The sequence below is a fragment of the Paenibacillus amylolyticus genome (genome assembly GCF_036894225.1).
Lineage (GTDB): Bacteria > Bacillota > Bacilli > Paenibacillales > Paenibacillaceae > Paenibacillus > Paenibacillus amylolyticus.
This window is the reverse complement of record NZ_CP145893.1, coordinates 1-23,070: the sequence shown is the minus strand read 5'-3', so window position 1 is coordinate 23,070 and position 23,070 is coordinate 1. Positions and strand designations below refer to the sequence as shown.

8 protein-coding genes are annotated in these 23,070 nt (G+C 36.8%); 2 read left to right on the top strand and 6 right to left on the bottom strand.

Annotated features, from left to right (window positions below; translation table 11 throughout):
- Positions 1–25: 25 nt before the first annotated feature.
- Positions 26–3,154, bottom strand: a complete 3,129-nt coding sequence (locus V6668_RS30415; RefSeq protein WP_338709127.1) for a type IV secretory system conjugative DNA transfer family protein — start codon at positions 3,152–3,154, stop codon at positions 26–28.
- Between the two features lie 255 nt (positions 3,155–3,409).
- Between V6668_RS30415 and V6668_RS30410 the strand changes: the two genes are divergently transcribed.
- Positions 3,410–3,763 carry a hypothetical protein gene (locus V6668_RS30410; protein WP_100526668.1) on the top strand — a complete coding sequence of 118 codons (354 nt, stop codon included), beginning with the start codon at positions 3,410–3,412 and terminating at the stop codon, positions 3,761–3,763.
- A 132-nt stretch (positions 3,764–3,895) separates the two neighbouring features.
- Here the strand turns inward: V6668_RS30410 and V6668_RS30405 are convergent, their stop codons facing one another.
- The 4 genes from V6668_RS30405 to V6668_RS30390 all read right to left on the bottom strand — a co-directional run bounded on the left by V6668_RS30405 (position 3,896) and on the right by V6668_RS30390 (position 15,299).
- Positions 3,896–5,278 (bottom strand): helix-turn-helix transcriptional regulator, encoded by a 1,383-nt coding sequence (locus V6668_RS30405; RefSeq protein WP_338709126.1) that lies wholly within the window; start codon positions 5,276–5,278, stop codon positions 3,896–3,898.
- Between the two features lie 315 nt (positions 5,279–5,593).
- Positions 5,594–5,839 carry a hypothetical protein gene (locus V6668_RS30400; protein ID WP_101314347.1) on the bottom strand — a complete coding sequence of 82 codons (246 nt, stop codon included), beginning with the start codon at positions 5,837–5,839 and terminating at the stop codon, positions 5,594–5,596.
- A gap of 135 nt (positions 5,840–5,974) precedes the next feature.
- On the bottom strand, positions 5,975–13,417 hold the full coding sequence (locus tag V6668_RS30395) for a fibronectin type III domain-containing protein (protein ID WP_338709125.1): 7,443 nt from the start codon (positions 13,415–13,417) through the stop codon (positions 5,975–5,977).
- Positions 13,418–14,252: 835 nt separating this feature from the next.
- Positions 14,253–15,299, bottom strand: coding sequence for a hypothetical protein (locus V6668_RS30390; protein WP_144029812.1), 1,047 nt, complete (start codon positions 15,297–15,299; stop codon positions 14,253–14,255).
- A gap of 186 nt (positions 15,300–15,485) precedes the next feature.
- Between V6668_RS30390 and V6668_RS30385 the strand changes: the two genes are divergently transcribed.
- Positions 15,486–16,631, top strand: coding sequence for a PDZ domain-containing protein (locus V6668_RS30385; RefSeq protein ID WP_338709124.1), 1,146 nt, complete (start codon positions 15,486–15,488; stop codon positions 16,629–16,631).
- Positions 16,632–17,049: 418 nt separating this feature from the next.
- Here the strand turns inward: V6668_RS30385 and V6668_RS30380 are convergent, their stop codons facing one another.
- The gene (locus tag V6668_RS30380; RefSeq protein WP_101314351.1) at positions 17,050–17,589 is read right to left on the bottom strand and encodes a hypothetical protein; all 540 of its coding nucleotides are present in this window, start codon (positions 17,587–17,589) and stop codon (positions 17,050–17,052) included.
- Between the last annotated feature and the right edge of the window lie 5,481 nt (positions 17,590–23,070).

The following is a 23,070-nucleotide window of genomic DNA, read 5'->3' as shown; positions in this document are numbered from 1 at the left end:
TGACAATCTCCCATATTGTCAACTATCAATCATCGTCTATAACAGTGCTGTCCAATTTGGTTATTCGGGACTGAGCTATTTCTTTTTGCTTAGTTCGGGCACCCCTCCCCGTAGCAACTAAGTCGCTAAGTTCCGGATCAATAAAGGTGTTAGAAAGTTGATCCGCTTGACCTGTCCTAGTGGGTAACTGATGTTCAATGTATTTTTTTGTTTGATCAGTTGTGTTCTGTTCAGTCACTTGATCTATTTCGATATCCTGAATCCCCCAACCCTCATCTGAATCTATTAGTTCTGGTTCGCTACCTAGATCTTGCGGATCCATGTTCTTGTGACCTAGTTTTATGAATAAGTCATTCAATGAACTTTCAACACCTGAAGGCAGTGAAAGGCTCAGGTCTGCGGACTGTTGATCATCTTTCGAATCAGTGTTTTCTGAAACAACCTTATCTGTCATGGGCTTCATACTAATATCCTGTAATGTTTCTGAATAAAAACGATAATCCTCTTCATCCTCCAGTAATAAATTGATTGATTTCGGAGGTGTAGTACTTGAACTCGTTAGGTTGAACGTCTCCTCTTCATCCACTGGAATCAATGCAGGTTCTGACTCTTTTTCTTCTAAAGGATTGGTTGTAGTTTGACCCCGATCCCTTAAGAAATCATCCATGGCTACCACGTTAGCTACTGATGAATCAAGCATAGCTGCGGACTGCTCCGTTTCATTGTATTCACGTGTCATCGTGGATGGGGAAGTCGGTAACAGTTCCACCAGATCTTCTTCTTTCTGTTGCACTGGCTGCTCTGAGATGTCCGCAGATTCACGTTCACCCGTATCGTCTGCTGCTTTATCGTTGAACAACGGCTTTAATAAGTGGATGTGAGCCAGTTTGTGAGCTGCAATAGCTAAAGGTTTGTGGTCTTTCGTCTCGAATTCAATTTTACCGATATTCATAAACTTCGAAAGGTATTTAGTTTCGGTAATAAACTTACCGTACGCACGGGTAGGGGCTTTCACACTACCATCTGCATCAACGAAATCAACAATGAAGTGTTTGAATTCTTGCTCCTTTATATCCGTTGGAGTGAATCTCGCTGCAAGGGTTCTTTGCATATTATGCCGCATCCCCCAGGACTGGTTAGGCATACTGACCGGTGTCATTGACTCATTGGAAGATTCTTCGACCTGCACTTCTTCACCAAAGTTATTAGAGAAGCGCTCATTATCCTCATATTCCCCTCCCCCAAATACGGTCTTATTCCGCGCAGAATTCAGCACAGTGTTGTCATATCCCTGCACAACAGCTTTCAGCTGACCCAGTGACTGAATTGCAATAAGCGTTCCGACTTTAAATGAACGACCAAGTGTTAACAAACGCACAAAAGCTTCGTTAATGTATAGTGGGAATTCATCGATATTGAGGAAAACAGGACAGCGTTTATACCCATTTTCTTCTGGTGGACGTCGAAATACAGAGGATTGAAATTGACGAATAAAGAACTGTCCAAAAGATAGACTTAGTTCTTCTAATTCACCAAGTGCGGTATTAACCAGAAGCACGCCTCCATCTTGAAGGAATTGATCTATATTTAATGCCTCTTCCCCTTCATTAGCCACCATGAGTTGGGATAACATTTCATTCATGACGATATCGTTTAGATACTTTTTACCACCGGCAACGTACTTGTCTTTTTTATTTTCAATGATTTGTTTACCTTCGTATTTGTGTCCTGATGGATAAGTCACCGGATGAACGTTTTGTTCTTTGTCTCGGAACGTTTTATAATCCAGGACCTCACTTTCAAAGTATGATACGATCCTGTCGTAGCGCTGGAGAACAGATTTCTTGTTTGGGTCAAGTTCTGGATCAGCTTGTTCGCTATCGATTGCTTTACGAACTTCCTCCGTGATATTCGCAAGGTACCGAGGATCCGTGTACATCTGCTGCATTTGTACAATGGAAAACAAATCTCCATAACGGATTTTTCCTAGCATCGTATACAAACTTGCCGTTTCACTTTGCTGACCTTTAAAAAATTCATCTTGGTCACCTGCCAGCGCATCTAATACGCCTCTAAACGTTTCAGCAGCTGACTCTAGTGGTCCAACAAAAGGGTTAAACTTAATAGATCTTACCAAATCGGTTGGATCGACAATTTTAATTTTATGGTCAGGTATCCCTAGTTCTCTGCAAAGCTTTTGCACATCTCGGATCAAATCACCTTTGGGTTCAAGAACAACAACACCTAACTTCCTACCTCTTGCGATTCGAATTAAGTCTTGAACGATACGTATTAGAATAGATGTAGAGGTTTTACCAGTACCGGTAGCACCAACAATCAACTCGTGTAAATATCGTGAGCCTTCAGTCAATACGATAGGTTTGTTCGTATCCTTCTCCCATCCGACAATCACGTCAGATGATTTACCACGCAGCGTGAAGGACTGGCTTGCAAGTAAAGAAAACTCCCAGTTGTAAAACAGTAACTGGAGATCTTCATTTCGATAGAATTCTTTTGCAACTATGTACACTGCAAAGAGGGAGATGAAAACAGGAATACACATAAGAACAAACCCAAAGCTCTCCATGGACCTAACGACTAAATAGTCTTTGTCCGATTGAACAGTCACAAAGAAGTCGAAGAGGTAGTTTCGCACATACCAAGAAAAAACAGCTGTGAATGAGCATAAGAAAGGTATTCCAGACAGAATTGCTGCAGCTATTCTTCCTTTTTTGGAAGTCCAGCTAATTAAAGTCTTATACCCCCGCATAATGGGTTGGGTTACCGTGGAATAGATCCAAGTTATGATAGGAAAATTTAACACGATCAGTATCCACAACGTTTCATAATGATGAAGTGGAACATAAATGAAATCAAGTAACATGATTAACAGTGTAGGAGGTTCTTCAAAGAAAACGCTTAAAAAACCCATAGTCCCGGAATCCACATTAAACCATTGTGCAAAAAAAATAAGAAATGATGAAAATCCGAGCCACATATTGATGACTATCATCATTGTGACTATAATCGTATGAAAATAAATCCGATACCACTCATCCATTCGCTCTCGGTTGTCGATCCACCACTTCCTTATGAACGATCTTAATTGGGGAGGCATTCTTTCATCTGTATTGTTGTTAGCAACCTTTTCCATTGGCATCCTCCTTCTACCTCTTATTCTGATTATGAAATTGAAACCTTGAAAACCTGTTAAAACAAAAAAAGAAGCACCAGCTATAGCGAAGGCTCGCTATAACTGGTGCTTCCAGTTTCCGAATATTCAATTTCTAGTTTCATTATAGCCCCTTGCTAAATGATAGACAAGAGTATGTTACTCAATGTTTTGACAATTGAATAGAGAATGGGTTAGTTTATACATTAGGAACGTATTTAGAAAGGCGGTCCAGTAATGTCTGAACGTAACATGGATAACAATAACTCCAGGAAAATTGTAATACTGAACGAATTAACTGAAATTTTAAAAGCACGTGAGCCTATGGATTATAGTGAAATCAATCCTGCTCTAAATCCAAATGTAGATGCTGAATACATAGCTAGCTTGGATGAGAAGAAAGAAGTTGAAGTTAAAGCACTACAACAAGCTTGGGAACAACTTGAAGAATTGCTATTCAATGATTTACAAATTACACTACAAGAGAAAAATCAATTAGTTACCTATCTTGGCCAAAAACTTAAAGAAGACAAACAGAAGCAAAAAAGTCGTGCTAAATCACGTACACAAGTTTGGCGATCAAACGAATGATAATTGACAGTAGAAGCACCTTAGGGGTTATCTCACCAAGATGCTTCTATTTTTTGTCGCTAGGTTGGTTAGTGAGTACACCAACATTTAAAAACGAGATCTTGAGTCATTCTCTAAGTCCAATGGATTTCCTTAATACCGTAAGTGAGGGAGAATCGAAAAACTATTCTGACTAAAATACGCCTGTTCATGAAGATTATCATTAAAAATGCTAAGAGCCTCTTCATACATCGTACCCCTATTGTCAGAACTGTTTAACTTCCCGAGTTGATATAAAATATGTGCTTTTTGAGGTGAGCGATCAGACCCTTGAAAAAAGCTGAGTGCCTTCTCAAGAGCACAGCGCTCCTTTATCGCATCTTTGCTAACTTCTCTAATAAGCAACGCTTCTAGTACATATGCTCGGTATCCTTCAGAGAACGAATATTCCTTAATGTATTCCTTACATGTGGCAAGTATACTCTCCGCTACGAGATATTCTTTTTTTTCTATTTCCAGCTCTACTAACATGAAAAGACATCTTACTTTCTGGGACACAATGTTTTCGGGAACTGTAACAGCAGTAATCTCTCTTAAATATTGAAACATATCTTCAATAATAAGATGTGGTTTAACACGATACATTACAAAAATGAACTCTAGTGAATTAAATAGACTTGCTAAGTCGCGTTGTCTTTGAAACCAGTTCATCGAACGAAATAACAAGTTTCTAGCATTCTCATATTCTTCTTTGAGCCAATAGGTTATGGATAATAGGTAGAGTGCATGATAATAAGCCTGTTCGCTTCTTCCTTCAATTGTTTCAATACAAGTTTGTACGTGATATTCGGCAAGATCCATATAACCGATGTGTATATAGATAAGAGTTAAGTTATAATGTACATTCGAAATATCTAAACTAAGAACCCTGTCATCTTTTTCAACGAAGTTTAAAGCTTTTTTAAGTGTTGTGATCGCATCTTTAATATGACGCTCCTGTAACTGAAGCGACGCAAGTGCATTATAGGTGCGTATCTTTACTTCAACGCTATCTTTATCATAGACTTCAGCATTAATTACTTCATTATAATACTCCGAGGCCATGTCATAATCCAACAGCTCTCTATAGTATTCTCCCCAAAGAAAGTTAATGTGTATTATCATTTTCTTAAATGATAGTATTTCTATATTTTCTTGCAGTTCATGAAGAGAAGTTTTCAACCCGTCCAATAAACCTACGCTGAGACGATGTTTCGCTAAGCTTATTTGCTGTCTAATATTTTCTTGTTCCGTTATATATTGATCCGATTCATCTATAATAAATAACTCAACCGGTTCTTCTAATGCACCTGCAATGTCAACTAATTCTTCAAAGGGAAATTTAGCTCGTTTACCCTTTTCGATGTTGCTCAGTTTACCTGTAGCATAACCTAGTTTATTGGCGAGATCGATAAGTGTATATTCTTTTATTTTCCTAATTTCACGGATTTTTCTCCCTACTGATTCGGGATCAAGAGCTCTCTCTCTTTCCAGCATTTAATTCATCCTCCAACAAACAGATCACTATTTTATCATTATAGCGCTTATCGTTTTTTCTGTAACTGTCATCCACTTATGCTCATATTTTAGAAGTTCTCTCTGATCAAAATAGTCTTCAAAGGCACCACTTGAGGAACCAAGGAGAATTCTGTGGGAAAACCTCATAAATAAATTGGAGGAACGTGGAATTATGCCGTTTGGTACAGGTATGAATGTTCTAAGGTGGCAATTGCTTTCGATTTATTATTTTCATAGACCCTATTGTATCTAACGATATCACTCGAGATAGTCAAACATTAATCTCGGAAATATTTATTTCCTTACTTTTATATTAATCATAGGTTGATCATCGATTAACGTTTGAATTCTACATTGGATATTTTGTATTTCTAAGTTCAACTGTTCTTCATCTTCTCTCTGATTGCATGAGATACGATCATCTGAGTAGTATGAGGCAAAATAGCTCAATTCTGATTCTAGAAGACTAAGTACTAATTGGAGAAACTCAATTTCGCTAAGTTCTTCCTTATGGTTTGATGGAACTTTATGTAGGGTCAAGTGATTACCTCCTAATTCAATAGGTGGAGCACCCAGAAATTGAAAAAACCATTTCAAGGTGCTCCTTGTCGTAACCTAATGAATTTTCATTTTACCATTTTCATACTTTTGGTGCATTAGGAAATGTTAACCTTCCTATTGTGACTTCTTGTTATTATTCTCCAAATCCTTGTGGACCACTTCCATCAATCTGAAAATTAGTGCTGCTGCCTCAGACCGAGTGAGATCTTTCAACGGACGAAACGAACCATCTTGATACCCGTTGACTAATCCTAATTCAGATAGGTAGTTTACTTTATCAGCTGCCCATCCTGAAATTTTGGTCTCATCCACAAATCTCTGCTGTTCACTAGTTCCTGAAGCGTTCATTCCTCTCAACACATTAGCTAAGATCACCGATGCTTGTTCTCTTGTTATAAGTTCATGTGGTGCGAACACTTGGTTTCCCATACCGGCTATAACCTTATTTTTAATGCCGGCTGCAATATATTCTGCAAACCAGTCTTCTGGGCTTACATCCTTAAAAGTCCCTTTGTATTCTGCCGACTCAATTCCCATTAAACGGACGATTAATGCAGTGAATTCCGCTCTTGTGATCGCACGTTGCGGCTCGAATTTAGTTTCGCTAATCCCTGAGATTACTCCTTGTTGCGCCAAGAATATGATCTGTTCCTTATTAAAAGTACTGTCTATGTCTTCAAAGAACACTTGTTTTACAGGCGGAGTTGGTACTACCTCAAGATCAGCAGGTACATCTTTAATTGATTCTGTAGGTTTTGATACAGGTTGCCCGCTGAAATTTCCTCCAGAAGGTGCGAGGAAGCCCAAAGTCCGAGCAGTGATCTCTTTAACTTCACTCCGGTCAGAATTCTCGTTCTCTGTCCAAGCTTCCATCAAATACACTGTTCCCCCACTAAGATTTTTCAGCGTAAAGTGCTGATCCTTTCCTCTATATACTTCTGTCCCATGATGAGCAAGAACGAAAATTTCGTTGGCGGATGGGAGCGTCCAGGTGAAATCAACTTCATTCGTGGTTTTACCTACAGCTTTTACCTCGAAATCTCCACTTGGTAGCGTCTCAAAGATCGGCACATCGATCCCCTTAGCTTCACCAACTTCATTAAATGGAACTATTCGGTATGTTCCGTATTTCGTAGAGCTGCGAAGTCCAGTCAATGAGAATGATGTGTTCTCCGTGGATGTAATGATTGTATCATCATCATATAGGTTGTATCCTGTTGCACCTATAACAGGCTCCCAAGAAATCTCTACTCCATCGACATCTCTTTTATCAATAGATGGAGAGATGGTCATATCAGCGGGTAGTGTTGTTGCATCTAATGCAAAACCTTCCTCACTTATACCCGTGTCATTTAAGGTTCTAATGAAGTATTTATATGTCTTTCCTGGCTCAAGGTTTTCATCATTATATACAGACTCCGTCACTGTGACTTGGCCGATTTCCTCTCCACCTCGTTGAACAATGTAAGCTGTAGCCCCTTTTACCTGACTTAAAGCAAAATCTAGAGATACTCCGTTCGATGTAGATGTGTAACTCACAGTTGGAGGTGCTGCAGGTAATGTAAGTAGAGAATGAGTAAATTCTTCTGATCGATCTCCTTGGCTGTTCTCCGTGATAAATGTAACCTCTTCGTTTGTTCCCGCTCTTAATTCAGTTAATGTGAAGTTCGTTTCCTGTCCTCGGTAAACTTCCTCGCCCTGATACTCAATGACCATAATTTCATTCTTCAATGGAAGAGTCCATGAAAGCTCCGCTTCCGTTGTTTTAGGTTTTGAATTCACGATCAACCCTTTAATTACTGGGAGCGTCGTAAATTCTTCTACCGAGAATGCTATGGCGTCGCCTGCATTGTTAAATGGAACGACACGAATATTATTGTACGTTTGTGCACTGATTAAATTGTCCACTGATGCACTAAATTCGGTCGTTATAGTAATTAATTCTGAGTCAAAATAAACTTTGTACCCCTCTGCCCCCTGAATTTTATCCCACGAGATCGATACGCTATTATCTGATACAGACAGAACTTCAGCTAGTTTTGAAGATGTAGCTGGAACGGTTCTTGCTGTTAGTGCAAATCCTGTTACACTCTGACCTGACTTATTTGAAGTTTTAATAACATAAGTGTATTCTTCTCCAGCTTCTAGTCCATCTTCTTTAAATGAAGTTTCATTCAACGGGATTCGTCCAACTTCCTTACCGTCACGTTCAATGATATACTCTTCAGCCCCGCGAACAGCACTCATGGATAAATCGATAGTTAGGGAGGTATCCGTTATACCACTGATAGTGGCTGTAGATGGTGCTGTCGGTTTTGTTAAGCTTGTAAATGTAAGAGGCTCGGATTCAATACCTTCTACATTAAAAGAAGTGATGGTAAACGAATAAATTGAACCCGCACTTAAGCTAGGAATGATACTCTCCAAATTCGAAGTTGAATATTTATCGCCCGTTTCATTATTTAAAATTTGATAAGAAACAGCTCCCTTGACTGGAGACCATGTCACGTTAATTTGATTCGTTTCAGGATGAACTACAATAGAGTTCTCATTTACGACTTCTGTCTTTGTCGTAACTTGAACCGTCCTAACTTCTCCTGCTCCACTAGTGTTCTCCCCGTGAATCGAATAACTGTATTTAGTACCTGGAAGAAGTCCTTTATCTGTGTATCTGATATCTGATGAAGGAATCTTCGCAATAAGTACCCCATTACGTTTAATCACATATGTGTCAGCTCCTGTTACTTGTGTATCAGAGAGATCAAGCGTTAGTGACTCTTTCTCGATGTCTACCGTATTCACGTTAACGGGTTTTCGTGGCAGCGTCTTAAATCCAAATTTTGAATTCTGGGAACTGACACCAAACTCATTGACAGCATGAATCACATATTCATAATTCGTTCCATCCGAAAGTCCGGTTATTTCGAGAGAAGTCTCCGTCCCTTGATACAATACGTTGTCGTCGTGTTCAATAATATATTCAATAGCTCCGGTTACGGGTTCCCAATTCACTTCTGCTTTATACGTTGCTGGGGATGACTGAACATTTGTAACGAATGAAGGTTTAGTCATCCATACATAAGCTGTCTTCTGACTTTCACCTGTTTGATTTATAGCCTGAACAGTAAATGTATGCTTTGAACCTGGAATAAGATCATTGACTTCGAATTCTGCTGAAGTCGGAGTTCCGACAATTTGTCCATCCATAGAGACAATGTACGAATTAGCGGTTGCTACTGTTTCCCAGCGAAGGCTTATAGTCGTCTCAGTCGTCTCAGTCACTTCAACTTGATTAGGCGAGTGAGGATTGGTTAAGAATTCGCCTCCTACAGAATCACTATAACCAGAGTTGTTGCCTGCTTCCACTGTGTAGTTGTACACATTACTACCTGAAAGCCCCGTAAGTTCTATATGAGTCCCCGCAACTTCAAATGAACGGTCTCCAATCTTAAGTCGATATCTATCTGCCCCAGGTACGGGAAGCCATGAAACGGTAGCACTTGTTTCAGTTATTGAATCTAACTTGAATTCTTGTACTTGATCAGGGACGGTGATAGAGCTTGCCGAAACAGATGAACCTTGTCCACTCTCATTCACTGCAAAAACTTCAAAGGAATACGATGTTCCCGGAGCAAGATCTTGGACAACAGCTGTGGTTTGTTCACTAGGGACGGTTAAATACTCTCTGCCTTCTTGAACAATCACATAGTGGTCAGCTCCTTGAACTGCCTGCCATGTTAAGCCCAACGAATGCTGAGTCGGATTCACGATTTGTAAACCTTGTATTTTACCAGGTAGTGTCATCAGTCCATTTAAAGTAACTGTCTCGCCCGTTCCTGTTTCATTGGAAGCACTTAGTCCATATTGATATAACGTCCCTGATTCAAGACCAGAGTCTGTAAAGGTCAGTTCAGGTCCTTCAAATAGCGATTCACCATCTCTATTCAATGAGTAATAGGTTGCTGAAGTGACCGTATCCCAACCGAGTGTTATTTTCTTTTCCTCTATTTGTACACTTGCAAAATGACCGGGAGCAGATGGTAAAGATAAGAAACCAGCATTTCGACTAGAGCCTTCTCCGGATTCATTTATGGCAATTACACTTACGGAATAGACCGTCCCTGCAGAAAGTCCACTTATTAACTGTGCACTTGTACCATGTACGATTTGATCAGAAACAATTTGATTGTTCCTATCTCTCGCTGTGATTCTATAGGAAGAAGCGCTCGTCACGGGATCAAAGGAAACACTCGCCTGACTATAATCAGTCCCAACCTTTTGAATTACAACATTTTCTGGAGCAAGTGGTAGTGTGAGCGTAGAAACAGTACTTGAGAAGTCACTGTGTCCAACATGATTCATGGCACGTACTCTGTATTCATACCTGTTTCCACCTGATAGAGCTTCATCTAAAATCTCATTTGAAGGGTAGTCTAGACTCCAAGTCTGACCTGTTGTTGTGTTTTCAATTTCAAATTGATACCCATCTGTGAGTACATCTTCAGGTAGATCAAAAGAAACTTTTGCGGTCCCTTCAGAGACATTAGTTACCTTTAAATGTTCAGGTACATCGGGCAGCCTTTGTAGCCTGAGCCGGGAAGTCACGGTAGTGACTGAATTCCCTGCATTATCTTGTACTTTGGCATGCACGTACCATGTCCCTTCAGAATCAATAGTAACTATTTTTTCATTTTCATCAGCAGAATCCCAACTTACGGGTGCTTCTGCACTGTTAGTGATTTTAAAATATCGTTGATTTGGATCCACTCCTGAGTGTACATCAGAGTAAGTAATAGAAACGTCAATGTTTTTATCCGTCCAATCTGTAGTATTCGGAGTAATTGAAATTGACGGGTCAAGGTTATCAATAAATACTTTTTTGACAACTTCTTCTCCTACATTGCCGACTGCATCACGTGCTCTTACCGTTAAAGTAGTAATACCGTTATCATGAATTGTTCCAGTACTTCCTTTCACGAACTCGGTATCATTGATTTTATATTCGTAATGGATTGGATTATGATCTGTACTTCCATTAATAGAGAACGTAACCGAATCCTGTGTCCAGGATGATTCACTCAACAAGACTTGAGGAGTTGACGGAGCCGTCTTATCAATCTTTGCCAGAGCTGATGACAATGCTCCAACATTACCTACGTTGTCCACCGTTCTTGCAAATATTTCAGTTTCACCTTCTGCTGAAATGGTTTCTTCGGCTACATAATCAACCCAGGCTCCTGTAGCTCCAAACCGATATTGCGTCTTAGCAACTCCGCTACCCTCATCTACCCCATCGGTAATAGTGAATGTCACGTTTTTGTTGGTCCACTCCAAATCACTCAATGTTAACTTCGGTGCTGTTGGACCAGTTTTATCGATTTTAGCTTCAACTACTGCTTCAACACTTATATTTGAAGCATTATCGATGGAACGTCCGTAAATTTCACTTCGTCCTTCCGTAGTAATGGAAAAGCCTTTTGTATAGTCTTTCCATTCACCCCCGGGACCGATTTTATACTGGATTTTTTGAACACCACTGAGATTATCCGTACCAGGAGATAACGTCACATTTACATCTTTATTGGTCCAGCTAGAAGGATCCAATGAGAAAATAGGTGCTTCCGGAGCAGTTTTGTCTATACGAGCTGTTGAAGAGGAAACAATGCTTGTATTTCCAAAGTTGTCTATTGTTCTAGCATAGATATCCTGAAGACCTTCTTTAGAAACTTCAAATGGCTCTTTATAATCCACCCATTCACCGGTTGATCCGACTTTGTATTGACTTTTCTGTACACCACTTAAGTCATCTGTTCCGTTTTTTACGGTCACTATTGCAGATGTATTAGTCCAACTTGAAGGAGCAACCGATACTTCAGGTGCAGTCGGTGCCGTGGTATCCTTAATGATTTGGCCCGCCGCAGTATATGCTGTTGCAATTCCCCCTCCATTTACCGCACTGACAAACACGTTATATTTCCCATCTGCAACTCCGTCCAATGGAATATTCAGCGTTGTCGCTGTCGTTGTCCCAGATTTTACAATTTTGCTATCTGCATCACGTAATTCATATTTGTATGTAGTCCCAGTTGGGTTTCCATTCGCTGACCATTTTACGGTTGGTGAGTTTCCTGTCTGCGTGACAGTTGCTGAAGTTGGAGTATTAGCATAGGTATAACTACTAGTTTGAGTAGAATAATCCGTGTAAGAACCACTAGAATTTTTAGCTCTAACTTTAAAGACATAATTGGTATTAGGTGATAATCCAGTAACCGTTGCTGTATTAGCAGAACCTGCATTAATCGTTTGGTTCGTCGTGACATTGAGTAACTCATAGGTCACAGCTGACTCGTTCTCTTTTTTGTCCCAGGTGACCGTAAGACCATTGGTAGAAGTTGAACTGATTACGGGCTGACCCGGAACAACAAAACTTCTTATAGTAAAATTGACTGTGTTTGCTGTAGAAACGCCACCTTTATCATCCATAACCCACACCTGTAAGGAGTGAGCGCCATCCGATAGGGTTGAAGGCAGTGTATAATTACTGCTAAATTGTTGATTAGATCCATTGGCCGTCAATGTAGAAAGAACATTTTCGGCCCCCCCATCTATAGACCACTTCACAGTCAGTAGGTCACCAATATCCGTATCTTTGGTAGTACCGGCAATCTGAAGTGTTTGGCCTTTGTAGTAAGATTGGTTAGCAGCTGGAGAACTTAAAGCAAATGAGGGCGGTGTATTCTGTGGGCCAATTCCCACAATGGTTGAGACTTTCCTCGATCCGCCGCTTGAAACGGTCTGCTTATCCCACCAAAACTGTGCAGCTGTATCCCCTGCAGTAATCTGTTGACCCACGTAATAAGAGGAAGGAGGACTGCCGCCTGTCAAGCTGGCGTTTGCTGGACTCTGATAAGCTCCCATAAAAACTCGATCTGCGTTTACTACGTTGTATGTGTTTGCGTAAAAAGCAGTGATCTGCACCCCACCACTGTAATTTCTCCATCCATTTTGAATCACTTCAAACGGTGAAGCGTCATTACCGTTCACCATAGTATCCCAATAAAAGGTTCCACCTAGATTTTGATTACCACTACCTCGATTGACTGCCTCTAACTCAACCTTCATGTATCCACCTTGTGATGTTGCATTAACAATCGACACACGTAGGATAAATTCAACATTATCTTTTTGACGTGACATTTCAATAATATTGTCATTAATTCTAAAGTAATTTAAAGGTAGCGAGTTAAAATTGATTCTTTCCCCGTTATAGTCCAGGAACGTTGAAACGTTACCGGCATTGCTGCCATAAAATACGTTGGTGTTTGGTAATAAAATAATTCGGTAATTACCCTGATCGTTCATTTCCACTTTTACTACGGAAGATTGAACAGCTTTTAATGATGTCGTGTTGGAAACAACAGAAATAGTATCTACTGCTGCATATGCAGCGGGTGTAAATACGCCGGTTGCCACTAATGGGGGTGCAAGTAAAGCTAAAGCTAATACCACTTTAGTAGCTTTTTGTGCTGCCTCCCTAACTTTCCTTCTCTTCTTCAATAGATCTCCCTACCCTTCTAACTGTAAAAACAAAAAAAGCACCTCAATATTGGTGGTTAACCAATATCGAGGTGCTTCCCCGTTTCTACTATTAAGTTATTTGTATTATAAGCCATGGTCATACTGCTGTAAATATATTGTCTTAAACCCATGTTGTTTTTTATGAACTGAAATTGTATTAACACTTCATCTCAGTGCTTATTCAACCAGCCTGATACACGATTATTAACAAATCTCTGAAATGAGATTGCTTTGTAGAGCTACCTGAGTCCATTTTTTCTTAGAAAATCAATAATATTTTTGTAATGCTTGGGTACTAATATCCGTGATTATAGTTGAAACTACTGAAACTCTACATCATTTAAAATACTTAGCAGCAGTTATGACATCATACACATGAATGGCTCCACGAGTTATTATACGATTATTCTTTTTCAAGGATACTCATCGGATCTCCTATTGTTCTATTTCTGTAACAATCGGGCCTTACATTGCATTGGCAATACTTATGACTAAAAATAATACCACTGCGAAGACGAATCCATACCCAAGTACGTACAAGGTAACTCTCGATAAAACCTTAATCAACCGATAAGAGATATAAAGCAAATTCATTAACAGATAACTCATATGATTCTACCTTTCTTTAGAAATAAGAAAACGCACCTACCCAATATGGGCAGATGCGTGCTTCGCATATATTTTATTATGTTATCTTTTACTGTATCATCCTTCATACAGTCTATCAACTGAACCTTCACAAAATATAGAACAACGTTTTAATTCTCGATCAACTTTGAGTTGTATTCAATTAAACTTCATTATTCAGTATATCTCATTTCTCCAATTGTTTTCGTTCCATAAGTTGTTTGTAAATCGAAGCAGATCTTCTAAGAAGATCTGAAGGTATTCCTTCTTCACTCATTGTTGTAGAAGAGTGAACTGGTAACACTTCCTCTTTTGTTTCGATTCTTTTATATTTGTCCAAAATAACTATGTCGTGAAGCAACCATAAGCTTCCTGATTGTCTTAGTAATCCTAATTTCTTATATCTCTCTAGGGATCCTCTTGAGTTATCCCGGCGTATGGTTCCCTTAGGTAGACCATGTTTCTTCTCTGCTTCAGATGTAGTCATTACTTCTGATATTATCTTTTTGCACTGATTACAAATTGTGTAGTTTCCAAAAAACGTTGGAATACCATTCTCTTTCAACCAGACATTACATTGAGAGCAACGAAAGGGTAATCTTCCACCTTTGATTCGATCTACTTTACTTTGTAAATCTTGAATTTGTGCTTGTAAGCTAAAGATTTGAGTATGCAAATCTGGGATTAAGGTTCGCATCCCTTCCATAAATTTTTTTTGTTCTTGGAGTTGATCTAAGCGATTAATCAATTCATCAATCCAAGAATGTAGTAGGTTTGTTTTACGCCGGCCAGCTCGATAGTAGATCTCACCTACTACCTCGTGTATAAGCCAGAATTTTTCAGATTTTCGGATTAGAAACTGCGATTGCAGCATTTTAAGGGGACCTTCACAATCTTGTTTTACAGTCCCTGGGCTGTTGATGTCAAGATCTCGTTCCATTTCAGTAGTACCTTTCACCTGCTTAATCGTACATAAACACCTTGGACATATTAGGAGGCTTCCTTTGTCCCCAAGTTTAGCTGGTTCATCTTCGTTCCAAATAGGTTGCTTGCATAAATGGCAGTCTATCCGAGAAAATCTGAGGTTTAGTCTTTCTTTTCTCTGCTCAAAGCTTCTAATCTCTCCTTCGATACTAAATATCTGATAGGAGGCATCCGGGAGTATATCATAATTATCTATAAGGGTTCCAAGTGTAGCTCGAAGATCTTTTAAGCGTTGTTCATAATCATCCATTATATGCATATATCTCCCCCATCTCTACGGTTCACTATTGCATATATTATATTCGAAAACGCACCAACAAGAAATGAAGCCGTTAAATGATTTGCTTCTTTTACTGTTCCTTAACCGTGTTAAAAACTCATCTAATAAAGCATATCGTAAATCATCTATAGTATTATGTAGTTAATCATTAATGACATGAAGAATCGGGTTCTTCTCATTCCTTCTATATCAAATAGTTATTTTGTTATATTAGTTCCATTGCTAGTTTACAATACTGAGGTGATTCTCTTGGACATAAAAGATTACAAGGTGATTATTCTTTATATAGCTCCCTTGATTGTTGTTATCATATTTTTGGGTTTGTTGCTGCTTAAGCCTTTAAAGGTGCCAGAGGTTTGGACAGCACCTGGGAGTATTCTTTCAGTTGACCCTATTATCGATGCAAAAGCAATTCGCGAAAGCGCTAGAGCACATCCCACTAATCTTTACATGACTTACGTAAAAAAAACACAAATTAATTCTGTATGGGAGAAAATATTCCTCGGGTCTGAGGGTTATACAAGAACTTCTGTTACAAGGTCCTATTCCTCAGCTTCTGAAAGCAATAGTGACTTTACCGAGAGAGATTTATCTATTTTAGATAAAGAACTTTTACCCTATATGAAACATACTATCGTAAAGGCTGCAATGGTACATGAAAAGATTGATTTACCAGAAGAGATATCTAAGCCAGTTGTCGTTTTTCATCCAGAGAAGTTTAAAACAGGTCAAGATCTTAAGATTGGAGATGAAGTTCTGTTCATAGATGATATAGAAGTTGACTCGCCAGAAGATATTAATTTTTATCTGGAGAGTTTTAAAATCGGAGATACCGTAAACGTAATCGTTCATCGTGATACTAGCAACGTAGAGATTCCAGTGACTATAAAGGAACTGGATCGCCAAGGAAAAGCAACGTTAGGAGTTTATTTAAAAAACAAATTTGTCTTTAAAGGGTTATCTGTTGATGACGTTATCCATTTGGACAACAACTATTCAGGCGAGTCAGGGGGTTTCATGTTGGCATTGGGTTTAATACAGCAACTCGATCCGAATGTCGATTTGGCTAGAGGAAGAAAGATTGCTGGCACAGGAGGCATAACTAGGGGTGGTGATATTCAGTCAATAAGTAACCTGGATCTCAAATTGCTGACTGCAAAGAATGAAAAAGTAGATATTTTTATCTATCCTAAATATCAAGAACAAGAGGTTGCCAAAGCAAAAACTAGCTACAATTTAGAAAATATTAAACTGGTAGGGGTAAGAAACTTACAGGAGGCTATAAACTACCTCAGTCAATAACTGAATTGTTATAAATCCCTTTCCAAATTAAGAACGTTAATATCCAGCTAAATAAACCGATTATCTGACATTACTTGAAACTCTGCTAAAGTGACTTACATCTGTGATTCTGCATGTCCATATATAACTATAGAAATAGCCGTCACATAACTCAGTACAATTGAGAGACCTGAATGGTGTTTCTCAATTGTACAAAATAGATATTCTTAAGAAATGAAGTAGACTCTCAAGTCAAGCAGAACCAGGCCTCAACTCCCTATATTTCCTTCTTCGCCAATACCTCTTGTACTTAACATTTCTAACCCATTAGAACATGGATTTCTTCTATGATCTCCATGGCATGTGAAGAGTATTTTCTTCTCTCCCCCATACATTAGTAAGATTCATTTATTTCCTCCGTTTTTTCCTTCAGATGTTATTACCTCTCTTGAATTTTCCCATACAAAACCTGATCAATTTTATTCATTACCAACTGATAAGGTTCTACAGCTTCAGCAATTAATTGAGAATATTTCTGAGCAGTTTGATGCCCCTTTTTGTTTCCATCGTACATCATCACATGAGATTCTATTTCTAACGCAGCGATAACTGAATGGATTATATAGAGTGACATACTAAGATACAGATCATTAGAGGTACTATTAGTTTTGTGAATTGTTAATTCCTTATAAATAGTTGAGAATATGCTTAAATCAGACTCTTGGCTATCGTAATTATCAGTAGACCTCAACCATTCTTTAGCACAATTCACTCGATCTAAAATCATTCGGTTCCAAAATCCTAAATCATAAGAGTCTATTTTAATCCTAATGGATATATGAATACCTGGGATAAGCTTTTCTGCACGTAAATAATACATCGTATCTTGTATTGCTATTATTGACTGACTAGAGATGGATTCGATGTCTTGCTCTGCTTGATCTCGAACCTCTTGTGGGCCTCGTAATATCGGGTCCATGAATTCAACTCCTTAAGCCCTAAACTGAGTTAGAAACTAGTGAATGGTTAAACACAAAAAAACGCACCTTGCCCAAGATTGGGTAGATGCGTACTTCGCATATGGATTATTTGATTCTCATAAAGATAACATTATTTAATGTGTTTCTCAACACTGGATGTTGGAAAAGGTCTTGAATCAGGAAGGTCAAATAATTAATAGATATAACTATTCATTTCTAAGTGAAGAGATGAACAGAATCTTACTCCCAACACCCTTCCCCCAAAAATGGGTTCTGCTTATTCTGCTTATGAAAGGTTAAATAGAATACTTATATTACTGAATATATTATGTAATATTTAATTGTTCAATTATGTACTATTTTATCGAGTTCAAATTCCCGTATATTAATCGGGTTCATTAAATTATCTTTATGAGATAAGGAAGCGAATGCTAAACATTTAAATGCATTATTATTTTCCCGGAGCAAGAATAAATTCATCTTATGGTTAATGAATAATAATATATTACTGAACATAAAACTTAATACTTAAATCACTTTGCTCTATAGAATATCGTCTACAGCTTAAAATAGTAAGTATTATTGTTCAGTAATATTAACATATTATTTAAACTTAATACTTCTATTAATCGCACAACTAAGAAATGTCCAGCTCTTATTGATTTTGACTGTTGTTCATGTACAAGAGAAAAGTAAGGAATTTAGTAAGGAGAAATTTGTTACACAATGCAAACTTACTGAACTCAAATAGGAAAGTACGGAAAATTATCAATAATACTTCAACCAATCAGCAAAAAACATCACACGGCATTCTGCCGACGAAATTGCACCACCTTCAAGACAGAGCAATAAAAACGTATAAGAATAGATAGAGACACTAAATATCATAATGCTGGTTAAAAATCATACATAAGAGAGGTCTACTCGTGATGACTGTTGAGAAAATAAAATGGTATGGGAAACAACTTGTTTAATTGGGGCAATGGGTCCAACAAGCGAAATTTGTTCATTCTGTGGGAATAGATACAGAAATACTTTAGACATTCATATAGAGGTGTGCATAAATTCATTTCATGAAGATTGAGGATGTTAGTACGAGCCTAAACTCTTAACTGATGGCTACGAGAAATTCATTCGATCGGTACCGCTTCCCAACGCCTTCTCCATTTTTGACCGTTGTATAAGTAATCGGAGTTCAAACTGTTTAAATTTCCCTGAAGACTAAAAGCATTTTCTTCAATGTATCGATACTTTTATGATGAATAGCTATGTATATTTAAGGTGGTAACAGATATTTCATTTCATTGATCATTTATACTCTGAATATGCTACTTACGTGATACATAGAATAAACAGATAATGAACTGTCATACATAACGAAATGATACGTTATCGTATATCTGGAGATCCTATCATATAATTATTTACCGATTTTTCTGTTTTATTCTTTCCCTTCTTGATCTGAAGTAGCTCTCAAATCCTTGATAGCACTGGATTTACTAACGATCGAAACTCGGAATAAAGAGTTTATTATTAACTGATAATTATTAAGTGAAGAATTGATACGTTATCGTATTTTATAACATTCATTCATGTTTAAATCTATACCATTCTTATAGTTTATTCTTCCCCTTTTCAAAAAATGGACAAGCTAAACCCTTGATACTACTGAGTTTTTCGTAGTTATTGTATAGGATTCATAATCTCACCTTGAGATTGCCCAAACTCGTAGGTAGTAGATTTAAGTGCACCCGAATTACATTATCGATTCGGTTATTTGTTTAATTCCTACTCTTAATCTTCAACTCAATTGTAACGGGTAAATGTTCATATTTCTCGAAAATTTGAGTTCTAATACTTTAATACTACTGAAACAACTGAATAATTTTATGAAATACAAAAGATCGTGTATAGCAAATCCTTAATGTGCTAATACTATTAGTAGGGAGCTTTTAGTTCGAAGTATAAACCTCATATGAACTGAACATAATATAGTTCAATAAAGTATTTAGTTTACTGAACATCTCTGAAACTCAGACATAATATTTAGTGAATTAAGTAATACGCTGTATTAATGTAACATGTGTCTGATTTTCACCCGTCAATACATACATATCCTAGAAGTAGTGTTAACTCGTTTAACTATTCTGTTGGTCTCAACAACTTAACTGTGTGAACAAGTTACATTCTTACTTGATATAAACGTATTCAGTTTAATATTACTTCGAACTATTGATTATACAGTCAGCCCCTCAGTTAATGGTGAACTAAGCTGAGCAGTTTTATACCACACTTTATGCGTGTTCAGTTTACAACAGGCGTATTTAATAGACTACCGAGAGAATACATATCCAATGGATGGCATGAAGTCATCTCAGGAGAATACAAAATGATAGTTTAACAACATAATATATTCAGTAACGTATTGAACAATCAATAATGAAGAATCATTTAATCTATAAGGTTTCATTCTCATTGAAATTACACAAACTGTTACGTTGTCTATTACGTAATACATAAGTATTCAGTTTCTCACACTAGAAATCTAACACTACAATACAATGAATGACTATAAGTCATCTATACGTGCTGGCTCGTATATACTGCATAATCAAATTACTGAACTTGAATATATTTATAAGAATATTGAGTTTACTGAATACTTTTACAACAAATCATTAAGTACTAAAAGCAATTATGTCTAGATTTCTATGCGGTAATAAAGATATGTATTTGTTGTTTAATTAATTTGAATATATTCAGTTATATATTCAGTTCTATAAACGTAAAAATACATCGTAATAAAAATATGCTAACACGATTAACTCTCTGCTTCACGAACGTAATCAGTTTACTTTCACTTGGAACTGGTGATTATCTCGTATTTCCTGAATGGCCGTAGAAGTGCATACTTCTATTTCGTGGCTTGTAGATCTTATTTGATACCTACTATTAGTATTACATAATATATTCAGTTTAGTACTAAATAGTCACTATGTAGAGTCGTTGTATCAGTTTGATTAGTAGCTCATTAAAGTTACATCATTTATTACGTTGTATATTACGTAATATTTAAGTATTCAGTTTTGCTACATTCGAAATCTAGTATTTCAATGCAATGAATGATTATAAGTCATCCATCAGTGTATTTATGCTAGCTCGTATATACTGCATAATCAGATTACTGAACTTGAATATATTCATGAGAATATTGAGTTTACTGAATACTTTTACAACAAATCATTAAGTACTAAAAGTAATTATGACTTGATTTCTATACGTTAAAGAAGTTATGTATTTGATATTCAATTAATCTGAATATATTCAGTTATATATTCAGGCTTCTAAACGTGAATATACATCGTAATAGAGATAAACGTTAACACGATAACTCTCTGTGGGTGGCAACAGCATAATTGTATGTAGCAGTTACTCTTTTGCTTATCACAAACGTAATCAGTTTACTTTTATTTGGAACTGATGATTATCTCGGCATTCCATTCCTGAGTTTATGCTTAAACAGTAAGATTTTAGATACCACACTTTATATATGTTAAGTGTTTCCGTTACGCTGTACATGAGAATTCTAATGGCTATAGAAGTGCATAGTTCTATTTCGTGGCATGTAGGTCTTATTTGAATATTTATTATTAGTGTTACATAATATATTCAGTTTAGTATTACTATGAAGAGTCGTAGTATCAGTTTGAGAAGTAGCTCATTAAAGTTACATCATTTATTACGTTGTATATTACGTAATAGTTAAATAATCAGTTTTGCTGCATTGGAAATCTATCACTAAAATGCAATGAATTATTAAAAGTCATCCTTAAGATTTATGTTGACTCGTATTTACTGCATAATCTGATTACTGAACTTGAATATATTCATGTGAATATTGAGTTTACTGAATACTTTTAAAACAAATCATTAAGTACTGAAAGTAATTATGTCTTGATTTCTATACGTTAAAGAAGATGTGTATTTGAGATTCAATTAATATGAATATATTCAGTTATATATTCAGGATTCTAAACGTGAATATACATCGTAATAGAGATAAACGTTAACAGGAATAACTCTCTGTGGGTGGGAACAGCATAATTGTATGAAGCAGCTACTCTTTTGCTTATCACAAACGTATTCAGTTTACTGTTACTTGGAACTGATGATTATCTCGTCATCCCTGAGTTTATGCTTAAACAGAAAGGTTTTAGTTACCACACTTTATGTATGTTAAGTGCTTCGTTACGCTTCACATGAGAATTCTAATGGCCATAGAAGTGAATACTTCTATTTTGTGTTAAATACTTACTATTAATATTACATAATATATTCAGTTACATATTAAACAGTAACTAAAAAGAGACATTGTATCAGTTAGATTAGTGACTCTTTGAAGTTACAGTATCTATTACATTGTATATGATGGAATAGATACTTGTTCAGCTGACGCTACATTGGAAATGTAGAACTATACGACATCCATAAATATTTGTACTGGCCAGTGTATATGATTATTCAAATTACTAAGCTTGAATATGTTCAGTAATATATTCAGTTATTTAAATCTGAATATTCACGGTATTCGAAAAGCCGTTAACATGAGAACTTTCTGCGGGTACTAAAAACATAATTGTATGAAGCAGCTAATCTCTTGCTTATTACAGACGTTTCAGTTTAGTGTTAAACATTCTCTATAAAGAGTGGTTGTATTAGGTAGATTAGTTTCGCAGTAAAGTTACATCATTTATTACGTTGTATATTACGTAACAGTTAAATATTCAGTTTTGCTACATTGGAAATCATAGAACTACAATTCAATAGATGATTATAAGTCATCCATAAGATTTATGCTGGCTCGTATATACTGCATAATCAAATTACTGAACATGAATATATTCATGTGAATATTGAGTTTACTAATACTTTTACAACAAATCATTAAGTACTGAATGCCTAAAACCAAATAAGTCCTGATTTCCATACGTAAAAAAAGAATATATATTTGATCTTCAATTAATATGAATATATTCAGTTATATATTCAGGTTTTTAAACATGAATATATACTGTATAGACATATATGTTTGCTCAATTAACTCTCTGCGGGTAAAAACTGCATAATTGTATGAATCAACTAATCACTTGCTTGTTACAAACGTATTCGATTTTATGTTACTTGGAATGATTATACCGTCAACCTCTTCGTTTATGTGAATGAAGCCAATGGAGTTTTAGTCACCATACTCTATGTATGTTAAGTTTACCGTTATGCAGTACAGGTGAATTCAAAATGCCTAGTAGTAAGTACATATTTCTTTTTTTGTGGTGTGTAGGTATAATTTGGCCACTTACTGTTAATATTACATAATATATTAAGTTAAGTATTAAACAATCACTATGAAAAGTCATTATGTAAGATAGATTAGAGACTCTTTAAAGTTAAATCATATATTACGTTTTATATTACTTAAAAGT

Excerpts from the sequence above, each read along its gene's own strand:
- V6668_RS30415 (WP_338709127.1), bottom strand. The coding sequence starts at position 3,154 with ATGGAAAAGGTTGCTAACAACAATACAGATGAAAGAATGCCTCCCCAA.
- V6668_RS30410 (WP_100526668.1), top strand. The coding sequence starts at position 3,410 with ATGTCTGAACGTAACATGGATAACAATAACTCCAGGAAAATTGTAATA.
- V6668_RS30405 (WP_338709126.1), bottom strand. The coding sequence starts at position 5,278 with ATGCTGGAAAGAGAGAGAGCTCTTGATCCCGAATCAGTAGGGAGAAAA.
- V6668_RS30390 (WP_144029812.1), bottom strand. The coding sequence starts at position 15,299 with ATGGATGATTATGAACAACGCTTAAAAGATCTTCGAGCTACACTTGGA.
- V6668_RS30385 (WP_338709124.1), top strand. The coding sequence starts at position 15,486 with ATGAAGAATCGGGTTCTTCTCATTCCTTCTATATCAAATAGTTATTTT.
- V6668_RS30380 (WP_101314351.1), bottom strand. The coding sequence starts at position 17,589 with ATGGACCCGATATTACGAGGCCCACAAGAGGTTCGAGATCAAGCAGAG.